Genomic DNA, 14,960 nt, shown 5'->3' with positions numbered 1-14,960 from the left:
AGAAGAACCCGTTGTGGGTGCCTTCCGTGTTCGAGCAGACCTGCCGGTCGGCCTCGGCGTGGGCGGGGCTCGCCGAGATCGCGACGGTGCCGGTGGTGGCCAACACTGCGGCGAATGCGGCGGCAGCCAGCATCCTGACGCGGCCGCGTCGGCGACTCTTACGGTGAGTGGGGACTTCGTTCATGGTGGTGTACTTCTCCCTGCGAGAGGCGGCGTGACGTGATCGGCGGGGTGCGAGTGGTTGAGGGACGGTCACCACGCGTCGATGCCGCGCCATGGTTGTACGAATTGAAGGACTGTCGGTTGTATAGGTGCTCCACTGCTGCTGTGCGTCGCCACTGACCCCCAGACTGAAGACGTTAGCGAGCATCTATATTTCCGATATCGTTATCCAACGATCGACGTCAGTCAAGGAATGTCGTCCGACCGGCTCCACCGACCAACCAGGCGGATGCCGCCACCTGGTACGTGCGGGCGGCGTGGGGGCAGGAGCACACGGCTCAGCCGGCCGAGCGCTCCCAGTCGATCGTGGGCAGGCCGGCGTCGGCGAGCGCCTTGTTGGCCGCGCTGAACGGCCGGCTGCCGAGAAAGCCGCGGGGATTCATCGGGCTCGGGTGGCCCGCCTCCAGGACCACGTGCTGCGGGTTCGTGACAAGCGTCGCCTTCTTGCGGGCGTAGCCGCCCCAGAGCAGGAACACCACCCGGGAGTCCAGCGCGTCGAGTGCCCGGATGGTCGCGTCGGTGAACTCCTCCCAACCCCGGTTGGCGTGCGAGCCGGGCGTGCCCTGCCGCACGGTCAGCACCGAGTTGAGCAGCAGCACACCCTGCGCCGCCCAGCCGTCGAGGTTGCCGCTGGGCGGCCTGGGCACGCCCAGATCCTCGCCCAGCTCCTTGAAGACGTTGCGCAGCGACGGCGGCACCGACACCCCCTCGCGCACGCTGAAGCTGAGCCCGTGGGCCTGGCCGGCGCGGTGGTAGGGATCCTGCCCGAGGATCAACACCCGACAGTCCGACGGTGCGCAGAGCCGATAGGCCGAGAACAGATCCTCGACCGGCGGGAAGACCGGGCCGGCGGCGTACTCCCCGGCGACGAACCCGGCCAACGCGGACACCCGGGCCGGGTCGAGATGGGGGGTCAGCACCGCCCGCCACTCGTCGGGGAGCAGCGCCAGCAGGTCGAGAGCGGGGGTGTCGTCGGGCATCGGCAACCTCTCACCGGTCGGAACGTCTGCGGACACCGTAGGTGCCGGGTACGCACTGTAGGTATCAGGTACGACAGTGCTCAGCCCAGGGCCGCGAGGCGCTCCGCCCAGTCGCCACCGACCGGATCCAGCTCCGCCGTGCGGGTGTCGTCGTCGTGCCGGTGCAGGCGGATCCGCAGATGGGCGTCGGCCAGCTGTTCGACAAGTCCTTCGCCCCACTCGACAACTGTCACCGACTCGTCGACCGAGGCGTCGAGGTCGAGGTCGTCGATCTCGGCCCGGGGGTCGCCCGCGTCACCCAACCGGTACGCGTCGGCGTGCACCAGCGCCACCTCCCGCCCGCCGGCCGGGTCCGGGCGGTGCACCCGGGCGATCACGAACGTCGGCGAGGTGATGTCACCGAGCACCCGCAGACCGGCGCCGATCCCCCGGGTCAGCGCGGTCTTGCCGGCACCCAGCGGGCCGGTGAGCAGCACCAGGTCACCGGCGCGCAGCAGCCCGGCCAGCCGGCGCCCGAAGGCGTACGTGTCCGCGACAGTCGGCAGCACGACCTCGGTCACGAGCCGTCCCGCCCGCAGGTGCCGAGGAAGCGGAGCAGCGCGGCGTTGACCTCGTCGGCGTGCTCCAGCATCACCACATGGCCACTGTCGGGGATCCTGACGAACTCGGCGTGCGGCAGCCGCCGGACGATCTCCTCGGAATGCGTCACAGGGGTGATCATGTCCCGGTCTCCGACGACCACCAGCACCGGCGTGCCGGCCAACGCGGCAAGCGCCGGGAACCGGGAATGGGTCGCCAGGGTGCGCAGGTAGCGGGTCACCGTGTCGGCGGAGGTACGGGAGTTCATCTCCTCCACGTACGACACCAGGGCCGGGCTCGGCTGGCGGGTGCCGAAGCCGTACCTGCGGGTCAGCAGCCAGGCCACGTTCGTGGTCGAGCGGCGGGCCCTGTCGATCACCGCCCCGCCGTACCGGGTGACGTTGCCCGCCATGTAGAGCACCGGCGCACCCACCCGACCCAGCAGGGCGGGCGCGACCAGCTTCGTTTCCGCCATCAGCCCGCCCGATGTGGCCATCAGCACGGTGCCTACCACCCGGTCGCCGAACATCTCCGGATACAGCTCGGCCAGGGCCATGATGGTCATGCCGCCCATCGAGTGACCGACCAGCACCAGTGGCCCCTCCGGAGCGGCCTCGTCGATCACCCGGCGCAGCGTACGGCCGAGCGCGACCAGGTCGTACTCGCCGCTCTCCAGCCGCCCCGACCGGCCGTGCCCCGGCTGGTCGTACGCGACGATCCGGTGCTCGCCCCGCTCGGCGAGCAGCTTGCGCTGGAAGTGGAAGGTCCCCATGTCCAGGCAGAAGCCGTGCACCAGCAGCACTGTCGGGTTGCCCTCGACCGGCTGGGTCGGCTCGACCACCTCGACGTGGATGTCGGTGCCGTCGCTCATCTCCAGCCGGTACGCCTCGTCGTACCGCTGATCGCCGAAGACCTCGTCGGCGTACGCGTCGGTGGGGTCCGCCTTCAGCCGGCGGACCAGGGCGCGTTCCGTGGCGACGCCGGCCGCCAGTCCGGCGGCGGCCACCCCCAGCGCGGCACCGACCAGACCGGCGGCCTTCCCGGCGGTGGTCCGGGGCCGCGGAATGTGCCAACCGGTCATGCCCGGTCGCCGTCGTAGACGCGGGGTACCCGGGTGCTGCCGAACCGGGTGACGATCTCGTAGTTGATGGTGCCGACGGCCTCGGCCCAGTCGTCGGCCGTGGGCTCCCCCTCGGACCCGTCGCCGAACAGGATCGCCACATCGCCCGCGGCCACCGGGTCGTCGCCGCAGTCGAGCACGAACTGGTCCATGCAGACCCGACCGGAGATGGTCCGGCGGACCCCGCCGAGCTGCACCGGGCCGGAGTTCGAGGCGTGCCGGGGCACCCCGTCGGCGTAGCCGAGCGGCACCACGGCCAGGTTCGCCTCCCGCTCGGTCGTGTAGGTGTGGCCGTAGGAGACGCCCGCACCGGCCGGCACCCGCTTGGTCAGCATCACCCGGGCGCGGGCCGTCATCGCCGGACGCAGCCCGTACGTGTCGCCCGCCACCGGGGAGAGGCCGTAGACGGCAAGCCCCGGGCGGACCAGGTCGAAGTGGGTGTCCGGGCGGGTCAGGGTGGCCGCCGAGTTGGCCAGGTGCCGGTAGCGCGGGCGCAGCCCGGCCCGCTCGACCATGGCCAGGCCCTCGTGGAAGACAGCCAACTGCCTATCGGTGGTCGGATGGCCGGGCAGGTCCGCGTACACGAAGTGGCTCCACACCCCCACCACCTCGACAAGTCCGTCGGCCTGTGCCTTCGCGGCGGCGTCGAGCAGGGCCGGCCAGTCGGCGACCGTCGCGCCACCTCGCGCCAGCCCGGTGTCGATCTTCAGGTGCAGTCGGGCGGGCCGCCCGGCCGTCCGGCTCGCCTCCAGCATCTCGTCGAGCTGCGGCAGGCTGGCCACCCCCAGGTCGATGCCGGCCGTCACCCCGGTGTGCAGCGGTAGCCCCGGCGCGAGCAGCCAGGCCAGCACCGGTGCGTCGAGGCCGGCCGCGCGCAGTGCCAGCGCCTCGTCCAGGGTGCAGACGCCGAGCCAGTCCGCCCCCGCGTCGAGCGCGGCCCGGGCCGCCGGAACCATGCCGTGGCCGTAGCCGTCGCCCTTCACCACCGCCATCAGTTCCGCGCTGGTGCCGGCGCGCAGCCGGTCCACGTTCTCCCGGATCGCGTCAAGGTCGACACGTACCTCGGCCTGCCACATGCTCCCACCCTACTTTCCGCCCTGATCACCACGGCGGGTACTCAGGGCAGACGCGCCAGCACGGGACGCAGCGCGACGGCGACGTCCGACGCGGTAACCGGGCCGCTCCGGGCCGCCTCCCGGCCGGCCAGCCCGTGCAGGTACGCCGCAGCGGCAGCGGCCCGCTCGGCCGGCAACCCCGCCGCGAGCAGCGAACCGAGCAGTCCGGCCAGCACGTCGCCGGTGCCACCGGTGGCCAGGGCGGGGCTGCCGGTCGGATTGACGTACGCCCGTCCGTCCGGCGTGCCGATCACCGTGCGATCGCCCTTGAGCAGCACCACCGCGTTCATCCAGGCGGCCAGTCGCAGCGTGGCGGCGACCCGGTCGGCGCCCGGCTCCTCCCCGCAGAGCCGGGTGAACTCCCGATCGTGTGGGGTGACCACGATCGGCGCGTCCCGTCGGCGCAACTGGTCGGCGAGGGAGCCGTCGACGAGCAGGGTCAGCGCGTCGGCGTCCAGCACCACCGGCACCGGCGCGGCGAGGACGGTCCGCAGCTCGGTGGCCGCCCGCTCGTCGGTGCCCAGTCCCGAGCCGCACACCCAGGCCTGCACCCGGCCGGCATCGGACACCCGGCCGGTGGCGATCACCGAGGGATGCTCGCGGACCACCTCGTCCCGGGCACCCCCGGCGTAGCGGACCAGGCCGGTCGGACCGGCGAGCGCGCCGCCGACGGAGAGGACCGCCGCGCCGGGGTACGTGGCGGAGCCGGTGGCCACTCCGACCACGCCCCGGGAGTACTTCTCCGAGGTGGGGCCGAGCCCGGGCCACCAGTCGGCCACGTCGGACCACTCCACCACGTGCAGCGCGGGGCTGCCGCGCAGCCACGGCGTCAACCCGATGTCGACAAGTTCCACCTCGCCGGCCAGCGCGGCGGCGGGGCCGACCGCCAGTGCCGGTTTCAACGCGCCGAACGCCACGGTCACGTCGGCGCGCACCGCGTTCGGACGGCCGGACGACGTCAGCGGCACCGCCCCGGTGTCCACCGTGACGCCGCTGGGCACGTCCACCGCCACCACCGTCGCCCGTTCGCCGTCACGCCCCCGGTGCCGTAGCAGACTCGCGGCCAACTGCTCAGCGGTCTCCCGCAGCCCACCGCTGCCGCCGATGCCGACGATCCCGTCGAGCACCACGTCGACCACGGCCGGCGGTCGCGACACGACCCGTCCCCCGGCCGCACGCAGCGCGGCCAGCCCTTCGCCGTGCACCCGCTCCGGGGTGAGCAGCAACGCCGACACGGCGGCACCGCGCCGGGCGAGCCGGGCGCCGGCGTACAGGGCGTCGCCGCCGTTGTCGCCGGAGCCGACGAGCAGCAGTACCGGCGCGGCGTACACCCCACCCCGCTCGGCGAGCAGCAGCGCGCAGCGGCGGGCCAGCCCGGCGGCGGCGCGTTGCATGAGCGTGCCGGGCGGCAGGGTGGCCATCAGGGCCGACTCCGCCGCGCGTACGTCCGCCACTCGCCAGACCGGTCTCATGCCACACCCCGTTTCCCGCGCCCACCGGCGCGCCCGACGCTCAGCGCTCCGCCACCACCATGGCGGAAGCGATCCCACCGTCGTGGGACAGCGAGAGATGCCAACGATTGACGCCACGTTCGATGGCCGCCGCGGCGACCGTGCCCGAGACCGCCAGCCAGGGCCGTCCGTCCTGGTCCGGCACGACCTCGCAGTCGTGCCAGTTGAGCCCGGCCGGTGCGCCGAGCGCCTTGGCCACCGCCTCCTTGGCCGCGAAGCGGGCGGCCAACGACTCCGGCGACCGCCGACTGCCGGCGGCGGTGAACCGCTCGGCCTCGGTGAACAGCCGCTCGGCGAGCAGCGGAGTGCGCGCCAGCGCCCGGGCGAACCGGTCGACAAGCACCACGTCGATGCCGACGGCGACGATCACCCGGCCAACCCTACCGGCGCGGGGACGGCAAGATAGCCGTCGGCCACGCGTCCGGCAACGCCTGTGGACGAAGCAGGGGTACGTCCGGCGCCGGCTGTCCACAGGGCACCTCCGCCGGCACCGCCACCGCCTAGCGTCGGCGTCGTGCTGACCCAGGTGGGAGGAACGATGGCCGAGGAGAAGCTGGCCGTACGGCCGGAGCTGCTGCACCGGGTCGGGCGGGCGCTGGGTGACACCGGCTACCGGCTGGCGCACGGGCTGGCCGACGGTCCGGTGCTGACCGCGCCGGCCCGGGAATGGTCGACGGCGCGGGCGCTCGCCGGTCTGGAGGCGGCCGTGCACGCCTGGTCCGGGCGGCTCGGTGCCCGGGTGGCGGAGACCAGCGACGCGGTCCGCGCCGCCGCCGGAGCGTACGAGTCGGTGGACGCCAGGGCCGCCGCCCGGCTCGCCGCCCTGTCCCGATGAGCGCACCGGTGCCTGTCGCCTACACCCAGCTCTCCACGGTCGACCCGGCCGCGTGGCGGGCCACCGGATCGGCCTGGGCGAGCCTGGCCGGGGTGGCCGAGCGGCGGGCCGATGAGCTTGCCGACGGCGGCGCCACACTGCGCACCGGCTGGTCCGGCAGGGCCGCCGAGTCGGCAGGTGCCCGGCTGTCCGGGCTGCGCGAGGAACTGGTCGCGCTGGTTCCGGTCGCGATCGAGACCGATCAGGTCCTCGCCGAGTTCGCCGCCCGGTTGGTGGCCGCCCGGGCCCGGCTGGCGGCAGCCGTGGCGTTGGCCGCCGCCACAGGTGTGCTTATCGACCGCCGGGGAGGCGTACGCGCCGATCCGGCCCGGGTGCCACCGGACCCGGGCGGCCTGACGGTGCACCAGGTGGCCACGGCCCTGCGGGACGCCCTCGACCTGGCCGCCACGGCCGACGGCGAGGCCACGACACGACTCGCCCGGCTGACCGAGGCCGCAGGTGCCGGCTGGACGGCCCAGCCACCGGCGTACCCACCGCCGAACGCCGAGCCCGGTGTGGTGCGGCGCTGGTGGGCCGGGCTCACCCCGGCCGAGCGCCGCTGGTTTGTGGTGCACGAGCCGGAGCTGACCGGGCGACTCGACGGGGTGCCGGCCGACGCCCGTGACCAGGCCAACCGGCTGCTGCTCGCGGCCCGGCGGGCGGCGCTCGTCGAGCGGTGGGAGCAGTTGCTGGCCCGGGTGCCCCGAGGCCCGCTGGAGGTGGCCGGGCTACGCGGTGTCGAGGCCAGGCTGTCCGGCCTGGACGCGCTGGTCGACCGGCTGGCGTCGACCCAGCAGCCACGGGCCTACCTGCTGGGTCTGGACGTCGGCGGCGAAGGGCGGGCGGTGGTGGCGCTGGGCAACCCGGACCGGGCCACTGATGTGCTCACCTACGTGCCGGGGATGACCGCCGGGCTCGACGACGCCACCGGCGAGCTGGGCCGGGCGGCGCGGGTGCTGGCCCGCTGTGCCGAGCTGGCCCCGGGTGAGCAGACCTCGGCGGTGCTCTGGCTGGATTACGACGCCCCGGATTTCCTGCACGAGGCGGCCTGGGACGGGCAGGCCCGCGCGGCCGGGGAGGCGCTGCACCGGTTCCAGGAGGGACTGCGGGCCACCCACGACGGCCCGCCGGGCCGACAGACCGTGCTCGGGCACAGCTACGGGTCGCTGGTGGTGGGCACCGCAGCTCGCGATCACGGCCTTGCCGCGGACGCGCTGGTCTTCGTCGGCTCACCCGGGGTCGGCGTGACGCACGCGGCCGATCTGGGACTGCCACCCGGGCAGGTGTGGGCCAGCACCGCACCGGACGACGTGATCCGGCTGACCCGCCCACCTGACGAGTTGGGCCGGCGGGCGGTGCTCGGTGCCTCCCCGGTCGGCACGATCGCCGGCTGGCTGGCCGGGTCGGGCGACGAACGTTGGTTCGGGCGCGACCCGGCCGAGCCGGGTTTCGGGGGCCGGACGTTTCCCAGCGGCCGCTACGGCCACACCGGCTACTGGCATCCGGACAATCCGGCGCTGGACGGCATGGCGCGGGTGGTGCTGGGCCGGTGACCGGTCGCCGACTACTCCACGGTGACGGACTTGGCGAGGTTGCGCGGCTGGTCGACGTCGTGGCCCCGGGCGGCGGCGATCTCGGCCGCGAGCACCTGGAGCGGCACCGTGGTGACCAGCGGGGCGAGCAGGGTGGGCGTACGCGGGACGTAGATCAGGTGATCGGCGTACCGGACGACCGACTCGTCGCCCTCCTCGGCGATGACGATGGTGCGGGCACCGCGCGCGCGTACCTCCTGGATGTTGGAGACGACCTTGTCGTGCAGCATGCCCCGACCCACCGGCGACGGGACGATGCAGATGACCGGGGTGTTCTTGTCGATGAGCGAGATCGGGCCGTGCTTCAGCTCACCTGCGGCGAAGCCCTCGGCGTGCATGTACGCCAGCTCCTTGAGCTTGAGCGCGCCCTCCAACGCCACCGGGTAGCCGACGTGCCGGCCGATGAACAGGATCGTCGGTTCGCCGCGCAGCTCGCGGCCCAGCTCGCGGACCGGCTCGACCCGCCCGAGCAGATCCCGCAGCTTGTCCGGCACCTGATGGAGCTGCTCGACCACGGCCGCCACCTCGTCGGCGAACTTGACGCCGCGCACCTGGGCCAGGTGCAGCCCGATCAGGTAGCAGGCGACCAGCTGGGTGAGGAACGCCTTGGTGGAGGCGACGGCGATCTCCGGCCCGCCGTGGGTGTAGAGGACAGCGTCGGACTCCCGGGGAATCGTGGAGCCGTTGGTGTTGCAGATCGCCAGCACCCGGGCCTTCTGCTCCTTGGCGTGGCGCAGCGCCATCAGGGTGTCCATGGTCTCGCCGGACTGCGAGATCACCACGATCAGGGTGGACCGGTCCAGCACCGGGTCGCGGTAGCGGAACTCGCTGGCCAGCTCCACCTCGCAGGGGATCCGGGTCCAGTGCTCGATGGCGTACTTCGCCACCATCCCGGCGTGGTAGGAGGTGCCGCAGGCGACGATGAAGACCTTGTCGACGTCGCGCAGGTCCTGGTCGCTGAGGCGGACCTCGTCGAGCATGATCTCGCCGGTCTCGGTGAGCCGCCCGAGGAGCGTGTCGGCGACCGCCTCCGGCTGCTCCGCGATCTCCTTGAGCATGAACCAGTCGTAGCCGCCCTTCTCGGCGGCGGAGGAGTCCCAGTCGATGTGGAAGTCCTTGCCGCTGGCCGGCTGGCCGTCGAAGTCGGTGATCTCGATGCTGTCACCGGTGATCAGGACGATCTGGTCCTGGCCCAGCTCGACCGCGTCCCGGGTGTGCTCGATGAACGCGGCGACGTCGCTGGCGAGGTAGTTCTCCCCGTTCCCGCGGCCGACCACCAGGGGTGAGTTGCGGCGGGCGCCGACCACCGCGTCGGGAATCGCCGAGTCGACGGCGAGCAGTGTGAAGGCGCCTTCCAGCCGCTGGCAGACCACCCGCATGGCGGCGGTCAGCAGCTGCGGCCCGTCCGGCTGGCCGGCCGCCCGCAGGTCGGTCAGGGCAGCCGAGAGCAGGTGCGCGGCGCACTCGGTGTCGGTGTCGCTGGTGAAGGTGACGCCCTTGTCCTCCAGCTCGGTACGGAGCTTGGCGAAGTTCTCGATGATGCCGTTGTGGATCACCGCGACCCGCCCGTCGGGCGACAGGTGTGGATGGGCGTTGCGGTCCGTGGGACCGCCGTGGGTGGCCCACCGGGTGTGTCCGATGCCGGTGGTGCCGTCGCCGATGCCGATCGGGCTGGCGGCGCAGCCGGCCGGGTCCTCGGCCGCCCGCTCGGAGAGCACCTTCTCCAGGTTGGCCAGCTTGCCGGCCTTCTTCTCGGTCAGCAGCTCGCCGTCGCAGACGACGGCGACGCCGGCCGAGTCGTAGCCGCGGTACTCCAACCGCCGCAAGCCGTCGAGCACGATGCCGAGCGCCGGTCGGGCGCCGGCGTAACCCACGATTCCACACATGGGTGGCAGCCTAGCTAGTTTCGCTCACGATGTCTGCTCGAAAGCGGGGTAAACAATCACTGAATTTGAGCGATCTGGCTTTGGCGGTGAAGGCTGCCACAAAGCACGCATCCGGTGGCGGGCGGGCCGGCAGCTCCCACCCGTACCCTGACGGGCGTGACGAGCAGCGCTGTCGACCCGCTGGTGGCCCGGATGCGACAGTTCGGGACGACGATCTTCGCCGAGATGTCCGCCCTCGCGGTGCGTACCGGCGCGGTGAACCTGGGGCAGGGTTTCCCGGACACCGACGGCCCGCCCGAGATGCTCGCCGCCGCGGCACAGGCCCTGGCCGCCGGCCGCAACCAGTACCCACCCGGTCCCGGCGTTCCCGAACTACGGGCGGCCGTGGCGGCACACCAGCGCCGCTTCTGGGGACTGGAGTACGACCCGGACGGCGAGGTGGTGGTGACCGCCGGAGCCACCGAGGCGGTCGCCGCGGCCATCCTCGCCCTCTGCGAACCCGGCGACGAGGTGGTCTGCTTCGAGCCCTACTACGACTCGTACGCCGCCTCGATCGCCCTGGCCGGCGCGATCCGGCGACCGGTGACCCTCCGACCCGACAGCGACGGGCGGTACGCCTTCGACTCGGACGAGTTGCGGGCCGCCTTCGGTGCGCGTACCCGGCTGGTGCTGCTGAACTCGCCGCACAACCCGACCGGCAAGGTGTTCACCCCGGACGAGCTGGCGCTGGTCGCGCAGCTGTGCCAGGAGCACGACACGTACGCGGTCACCGACGAGGTGTACGAGCACCTGGCCTTCACCGACGCCGCGAGTGGGCACGTGCCGCTGGCCACGCTGCCCGGGATGCGCGAGCGCACCCTGCGGATCTCCTCGGCCGGCAAGACCTTCTCCTGCACCGGCTGGAAGGTGGGTTGGGCCAGTGGGCCGGCGGCGCTGGTGTCGGCGGTCCTGCGGGTCAAGCAGTTCCTCACCTTCGTCAACGCCGCGCCCCTGCAACCCGCGGTGGCGGTGGCACTCGCCCTGCCCGACGACTACTTCACCGCCTTCCGGGCCGACCTGCAGGCCCGCCGTGACCAACTCGTCGACGGGCTGAACGCCGCCGGGTTCCAGGTGCTCAACCCGGAGGGCACGTACTTCGTCACCGCCGACATCACCGCCCTCGGTGGCACCGACGGGGTCGACTTCTGCCGCACGCTGCCCGAGCGGTCCGGCGTGGTGGCGGTACCCACCCAGGTCTTCTACGACGACCCTGAGGCCGGTCGGCGGTTGATCCGGTTCGCCTTCTGCAAACGCCCCGAGGTGCTGGCCGAGGCGGTGTCCCGGCTGCGCCGGCTGCCCGAGGTCCGCTGACCGGACCGGCGTCAGTTCGGGGCGTGGGCCGTACCGGTGTCGACCGGCGCCGCACCGACCGCCGACCGCGCGGCCCGGGCTCGCCGCCGCGCCGCCGACCAGGCCAGCACCATCGCCGCGAGGAAGAGCGCGGGTGCGAGCTGAGCGAATTCGACCGCCGAACGGATGTCGTCGGTGACCGCGAGGTAGCGGGCACGCTCGGCCGCATCCTGCCATTCCTCAGGATCCAGCCCGAGATAATCGTGCACGAGGACGAGCGTGCAGGCCGCCGGCACCGTGACGAGCAGCAGGGGCAGCCGGCCTCGGGTCGACCGACGTAGCACGGCCCACCAGGTCAGGGCGGCGAGTGCCAGCGTGCCGACCATGGTGAGCACCGATGCGGTGCCGAAGGTGGGCCACCAGACGTCGCGCCGGTCCAGTCCGTCAGCGGTCGCGCCGTACACGGTCAGCCAGGGCAGCGCGAGGCCGGCGAGCAGCGCCAAGGTGCCGGCCGCGGCAGCGACGATCCGGCCGGCGCCCGGCCACCAACTGGCCAGCACCACGGCGGCGAGGGCTGCCACGACGAGCACCGCCAACGTCAGCCCGGAGCTTTCGTAGGCGAACCAGATGGCCCCGTAGTCCCGGTCCAGGGCGGGCGCCACCCGGCGCACGATCTCAGCCCAGCGGGCGGCACCCTCGTCGGGCGTCGACGAGAGGCGATAAGCGGCACCGGCCAGGACCGTCGACGTGGCCAGCAGGGCGCCACCCGCCGCGACGGCGGCGGCCCGTCCCGCGTACCCGGGCAGCATCACCGAGGCCAACGTCAGCAGCACCAACGGCACCACCAGGAGCAGGTACGCCCATCCCCACCCGCCGATCTCGGTGACGCTGAGCCCGACCGTCGAATCCTGGTAGAGGAGCGAGCCGGCCCGGCTGCCCAGCACCTCGATCGTCACCTCGGACCACGGTGTCGCCACGGAGCCGATGATCAGCCCCAGGACGATCATGATCATGAGCAGTCGGCCCCAGCGGGCCCCGAGCCAGCTCTGCGGCGCGCCGGGCGACGCCTCGTCCAGCGCACTGTCGGTGGGTTGCCCGACGGAACCAGGAGAAGCTGGGTGGGACACAGTCACCCCCGTGAGACGTGGTGTCCGCCCCTACGGCGGCCGGCGGTCATCGTCCCACGGCACCCTACACAGTAGGGGGACGCCCGTCCGGCCACGGTGGAGCCGATCACCGCAGGCGGTCAGGGTCAGGCCGGGCTGGCGGTTCGGACGTGGGCGGCGATGCGCTCGGCGACGTCGCGGGCCGTCTGCTCGGTGGCGGCCTCGACCATCACCCGGACCAGTGGCTCGGTACCCGACGGGCGCAGCAGCACCCGGCCCGTCTCGCCCAGCTCGGCCTCGGCCCGCTCGACCTCGGCGCGTACCGCGGGCGCGGCGGCGCCGACGGTGCGGTCACCGACCGGCACGTTGATCAGCACCTGCGGCAGCTTGGTGACCACGCTGGCGAGGTCCGCCAGGGAGCGGCCGGTGGCCGCGATCCGGGCCATCAGGTGCAGCCCGGTGAGCACACCGTCGCCGGTGGTCGCGTACGCCGGCATCACGATGTGCCCGCTCTGCTCGCCGCCCAGGGCGAGCCCGGAGGCCCGCAGCTCCTCAAGCACGTACCGGTCGCCGACCTTGGTCTCGACCAGCCGGATGCCCTCGGCGGACATGGCCAGGCGCAGGCCGAGGTTGCTCATCACGGTGGCGACCAGGGTGTCCCCGGTCAGCGTGCCGGCCTCCCGCATGGCCAGCGCCAGGATCGCCATCACCTGGTCGCCGTCGACCTCCTCGCCGTCGGCGGTCACGGCCACGCACCGGTCGGCGTCGCCGTCGTGCGCGATGCCGAGATGCGCCCCGTGCTCCACCACCGCCTGGCGCAGCGCCTCGATGTGGTTGGAGCCGCACTCGTCGTTGATGTTGAGCCCGTCCGGCTCGGCGTGGATCGCGATGACCTCGGCACCGGCCTCCCGGTAGACCGCCGGAGCCACCTCGGCGGCGGCGCCGTTGGCGCAGTCGACCACCACCTTGATCCCGTCGAGCCGGTGCGACGCCGTTCCGACGACGTGCTGCACGTAGTGGTTCGCACCGTCGAGCAGGTCGTGCACCCGACCCACTCCCGCGCCGATCGGGCGCTCCCAGGCGCTGGCGGCGTTGGCCTCGATCGCCGCCTCGATCCGCATCTCGATCTCGTCGGGCAGTTTGTGGCCGCCAGCGGCGAACAGCTTGATCCCGTTGTCCGGCATCGGATTGTGCGAGGCCGACAGCATCACCCCGAGGTCAGCCTTGGCCTCCGCGGTGAGGAACGCCACCGCCGGCGTGGGCAGCACGCCGACCCGGATCACCGTCGCGCCCGCGCTGGTCAGCCCGGCCACCACGGCCGCCTCAAGCATCTCGCCGCTGGCCCGGGTGTCCCGACCCACCACGGCCAGCGGGGCGCGGCCACGGTCCGACTCGGCGAGGGTGTGGGCGGCCGCGACGGCCACCGAGAGCGCCAACTCCGGGGTGAGATCGGCGTTCGCCCGCCCGCGTACGCCGTCCGTGCCGAACAACCGGCCCATACCCACAACCTCCGATGAACTGCCGATACAGGGAAGAATGCCTTGTCGCGAGCGACGGAAACGGCCGGCCCACCTCCCCTGTCGAGGGGAGGCGGACCGGCCGTCCGTCAGAAGTACAAGGTGCGGCTGGAGATCAGCGCTTCGAGTACTGGGGAGCCTTACGGGCCTTCTTGAGGCCGTACTTCTTGCTCTCCTTGACCCGGGCGTCCCGGGTCAGGAAGCCGGCCTTCTTCAGCGCCGGGCGGTCGTCGGGCTCGCTGACGATGAGCGCCCGGGCGATGGCCAGCCGCAGCGCACCAGCCTGGCCGGTGGTGCCACCGCCACGCAGGTTGGCGATGACGTCGAACGCCTCGGGCTTCTCGGCGGTCACCAGCGGATCCTTGATCAGCTGCTGGTGCACCTTGCTCGGGAAGTACGCCTCCAGGTCACGCCCGTTGCAGGTGATCTTGCCGGTGCCCGGCACGATGCGCACCCGGACGATGGCCTCCTTGCGCCGACCCACGGTCTGGATCGGGCGGTCTCCACGAGGCGCGCGCGCGACGGGCGCCGGCGCCTCGGTGGCCTCAGGGGCGACCTCGGTGGCGGTGATGTCGGTCATGCTGCTTCCTTCGCCCGCGCTCACTGCGCGATCTGCTTGATCTCGAACGGCATCGGCTGCTGCGCGCCGTGCGGGTGCTCGGCACCGGCGTAGACCTTCAGCTTCTTGATGAGCTGACGGCCGAGCTTGTTGTGCGGGAGCATCCCCTTCACCGCCAGCTCGATGGCCCGCTCGGGGCGCTTGGTCAGCAACTCCTCGTAGCCGACCTGCTTCAGGCCACCCGGGTAGCCGGAGTGCCGGTAAGCGATCTTCTGCTGGCGCTTGTTGCCGGTCAGCGCCACCTTGCCCGCGTTCACGATGACGACGAAGTCGCCCGTGTCGACGTGCGGCGCGAAAGTCGGCTTGTGCTTGCCCCGCAGCAGCGTGGCGGCGTGGGTGGCCAGGCGGCCCAGCACGACATCAGAGGCGTCGATGACGTGCCACTGACGCTCGATCTCACCCGGCTTCGGGCTGTACGTACGCACAGGTCTACCTTGTCTCGTCGTCGGTCTGGGGTCGCGCGCCGAGGTGACCAGGACATCCCAGCCGGACCAGCGCGCACGAACGACC

At 72.7% G+C, this 14,960-nt stretch carries 14 protein-coding genes and 1 pseudogene; 3 read left to right on the top strand and 12 right to left on the bottom strand.

What is annotated here, in order from left to right; genetic code table 11:
• From AB0I71_RS25705 to AB0I71_RS25675, 7 genes and pseudogenes are all read right to left on the bottom strand, one after another.
• A pseudogene (locus tag AB0I71_RS25705) lies at positions 1-184 on the bottom strand (1,4-beta-xylanase); the annotation flags it as partial.
• Between the two features lie 316 nt (positions 185-500).
• Entirely contained in the window at positions 501-1,202 is a 702-nt protein-coding gene (gene ung / locus AB0I71_RS25700; protein ID WP_357588735.1) for a uracil-DNA glycosylase, read from the bottom strand.
• Positions 1,203-1,282: 80 nt separating this feature from the next.
• A complete protein-coding gene (gene tsaE, locus AB0I71_RS25695) occupies positions 1,283-1,762 on the bottom strand; it encodes a tRNA (adenosine(37)-N6)-threonylcarbamoyltransferase complex ATPase subunit type 1 TsaE (protein WP_357588733.1) in 480 nt (159 codons plus the stop codon).
• Positions 1,759-2,862 (bottom strand): alpha/beta hydrolase, encoded by a 1,104-nt coding sequence (locus AB0I71_RS25690; RefSeq protein ID WP_357588730.1) that lies wholly within the window; start codon positions 2,860-2,862, stop codon positions 1,759-1,761. Before AB0I71_RS25690 ends, tsaE begins: the two co-directional genes overlap by 4 nt.
• Complete coding sequence (gene alr / locus AB0I71_RS25685) at positions 2,859-3,977, bottom strand: alanine racemase (protein ID WP_357588728.1); 1,119 nt, start codon at positions 3,975-3,977, stop codon at positions 2,859-2,861. The genes AB0I71_RS25690 and alr overlap by 4 nt, the downstream gene beginning before the upstream one ends.
• A gap of 41 nt (positions 3,978-4,018) precedes the next feature.
• Complete coding sequence (locus AB0I71_RS25680) at positions 4,019-5,488, bottom strand: NAD(P)H-hydrate dehydratase (protein ID WP_357588726.1); 1,470 nt, start codon at positions 5,486-5,488, stop codon at positions 4,019-4,021.
• Between the two features lie 40 nt (positions 5,489-5,528).
• The gene (locus AB0I71_RS25675; protein ID WP_357588724.1) at positions 5,529-5,897 is read right to left on the bottom strand and encodes a holo-ACP synthase; all 369 of its coding nucleotides are present in this window, start codon (positions 5,895-5,897) and stop codon (positions 5,529-5,531) included.
• A gap of 144 nt (positions 5,898-6,041) precedes the next feature.
• Here AB0I71_RS25675 and AB0I71_RS25670 point away from each other — a divergent pair, with 144 nt between their 5' ends.
• Both AB0I71_RS25670 and AB0I71_RS25665 read left to right on the top strand, forming a co-directional pair.
• A complete protein-coding gene (locus AB0I71_RS25670; protein ID WP_357588722.1) occupies positions 6,042-6,362 on the top strand; it encodes a hypothetical protein in 321 nt (106 codons plus the stop codon).
• Positions 6,359-7,954 (top strand): alpha/beta hydrolase, encoded by a 1,596-nt coding sequence (locus AB0I71_RS25665; RefSeq protein WP_357588719.1) that lies wholly within the window; start codon positions 6,359-6,361, stop codon positions 7,952-7,954. Before AB0I71_RS25670 ends, AB0I71_RS25665 begins: the two co-directional genes overlap by 4 nt.
• Before the next feature lie 11 nt (positions 7,955-7,965).
• On the opposite strand, the gene glmS is transcribed toward AB0I71_RS25665, so the two are convergent.
• Positions 7,966-9,879 carry a glutamine--fructose-6-phosphate transaminase (isomerizing) gene (glmS, locus tag AB0I71_RS25660; protein WP_357588717.1) on the bottom strand — a complete coding sequence of 638 codons (1,914 nt, stop codon included), beginning with the start codon at positions 9,877-9,879 and terminating at the stop codon, positions 7,966-7,968.
• A gap of 156 nt (positions 9,880-10,035) precedes the next feature.
• Here glmS and AB0I71_RS25655 point away from each other — a divergent pair, with 156 nt between their 5' ends.
• Positions 10,036-11,229 carry a pyridoxal phosphate-dependent aminotransferase gene (locus AB0I71_RS25655; protein ID WP_357588715.1) on the top strand — a complete coding sequence of 398 codons (1,194 nt, stop codon included), beginning with the start codon at positions 10,036-10,038 and terminating at the stop codon, positions 11,227-11,229.
• 11 nt (positions 11,230-11,240) lie between these two features.
• On the opposite strand, the gene AB0I71_RS25650 is transcribed toward AB0I71_RS25655, so the two are convergent.
• The 4 genes from AB0I71_RS25650 to rplM form a co-directional block, all read right to left on the bottom strand.
• On the bottom strand, positions 11,241-12,335 hold the full coding sequence (locus AB0I71_RS25650; protein ID WP_357588713.1) for a hypothetical protein: 1,095 nt from the start codon (positions 12,333-12,335) through the stop codon (positions 11,241-11,243).
• Between the two features lie 125 nt (positions 12,336-12,460).
• Positions 12,461-13,813, bottom strand: coding sequence for a phosphoglucosamine mutase (gene glmM, locus AB0I71_RS25645; protein ID WP_357588711.1), 1,353 nt, complete (start codon positions 13,811-13,813; stop codon positions 12,461-12,463).
• A 133-nt stretch (positions 13,814-13,946) separates the two neighbouring features.
• A complete protein-coding gene (gene rpsI / locus AB0I71_RS25640) occupies positions 13,947-14,411 on the bottom strand; it encodes a 30S ribosomal protein S9 (RefSeq protein WP_018784602.1) in 465 nt (154 codons plus the stop codon).
• Positions 14,412-14,431: 20 nt separating this feature from the next.
• Positions 14,432-14,875, bottom strand: a complete 444-nt coding sequence (gene rplM, locus AB0I71_RS25635) for a 50S ribosomal protein L13 (protein WP_131303516.1) — start codon at positions 14,873-14,875, stop codon at positions 14,432-14,434.
• Positions 14,876-14,960: the final 85 nt, after the last annotated feature.

It is taken from the genome of Micromonospora sp. NPDC049891, from assembly GCF_040660295.1.
Taxonomy (GTDB): Bacteria; Actinomycetota; Actinomycetes; order Mycobacteriales; family Micromonosporaceae; genus Micromonospora.
Note: the sequence above shows the minus strand (reverse complement) of the source record. Positions and strands in the feature narration are given on the sequence as shown.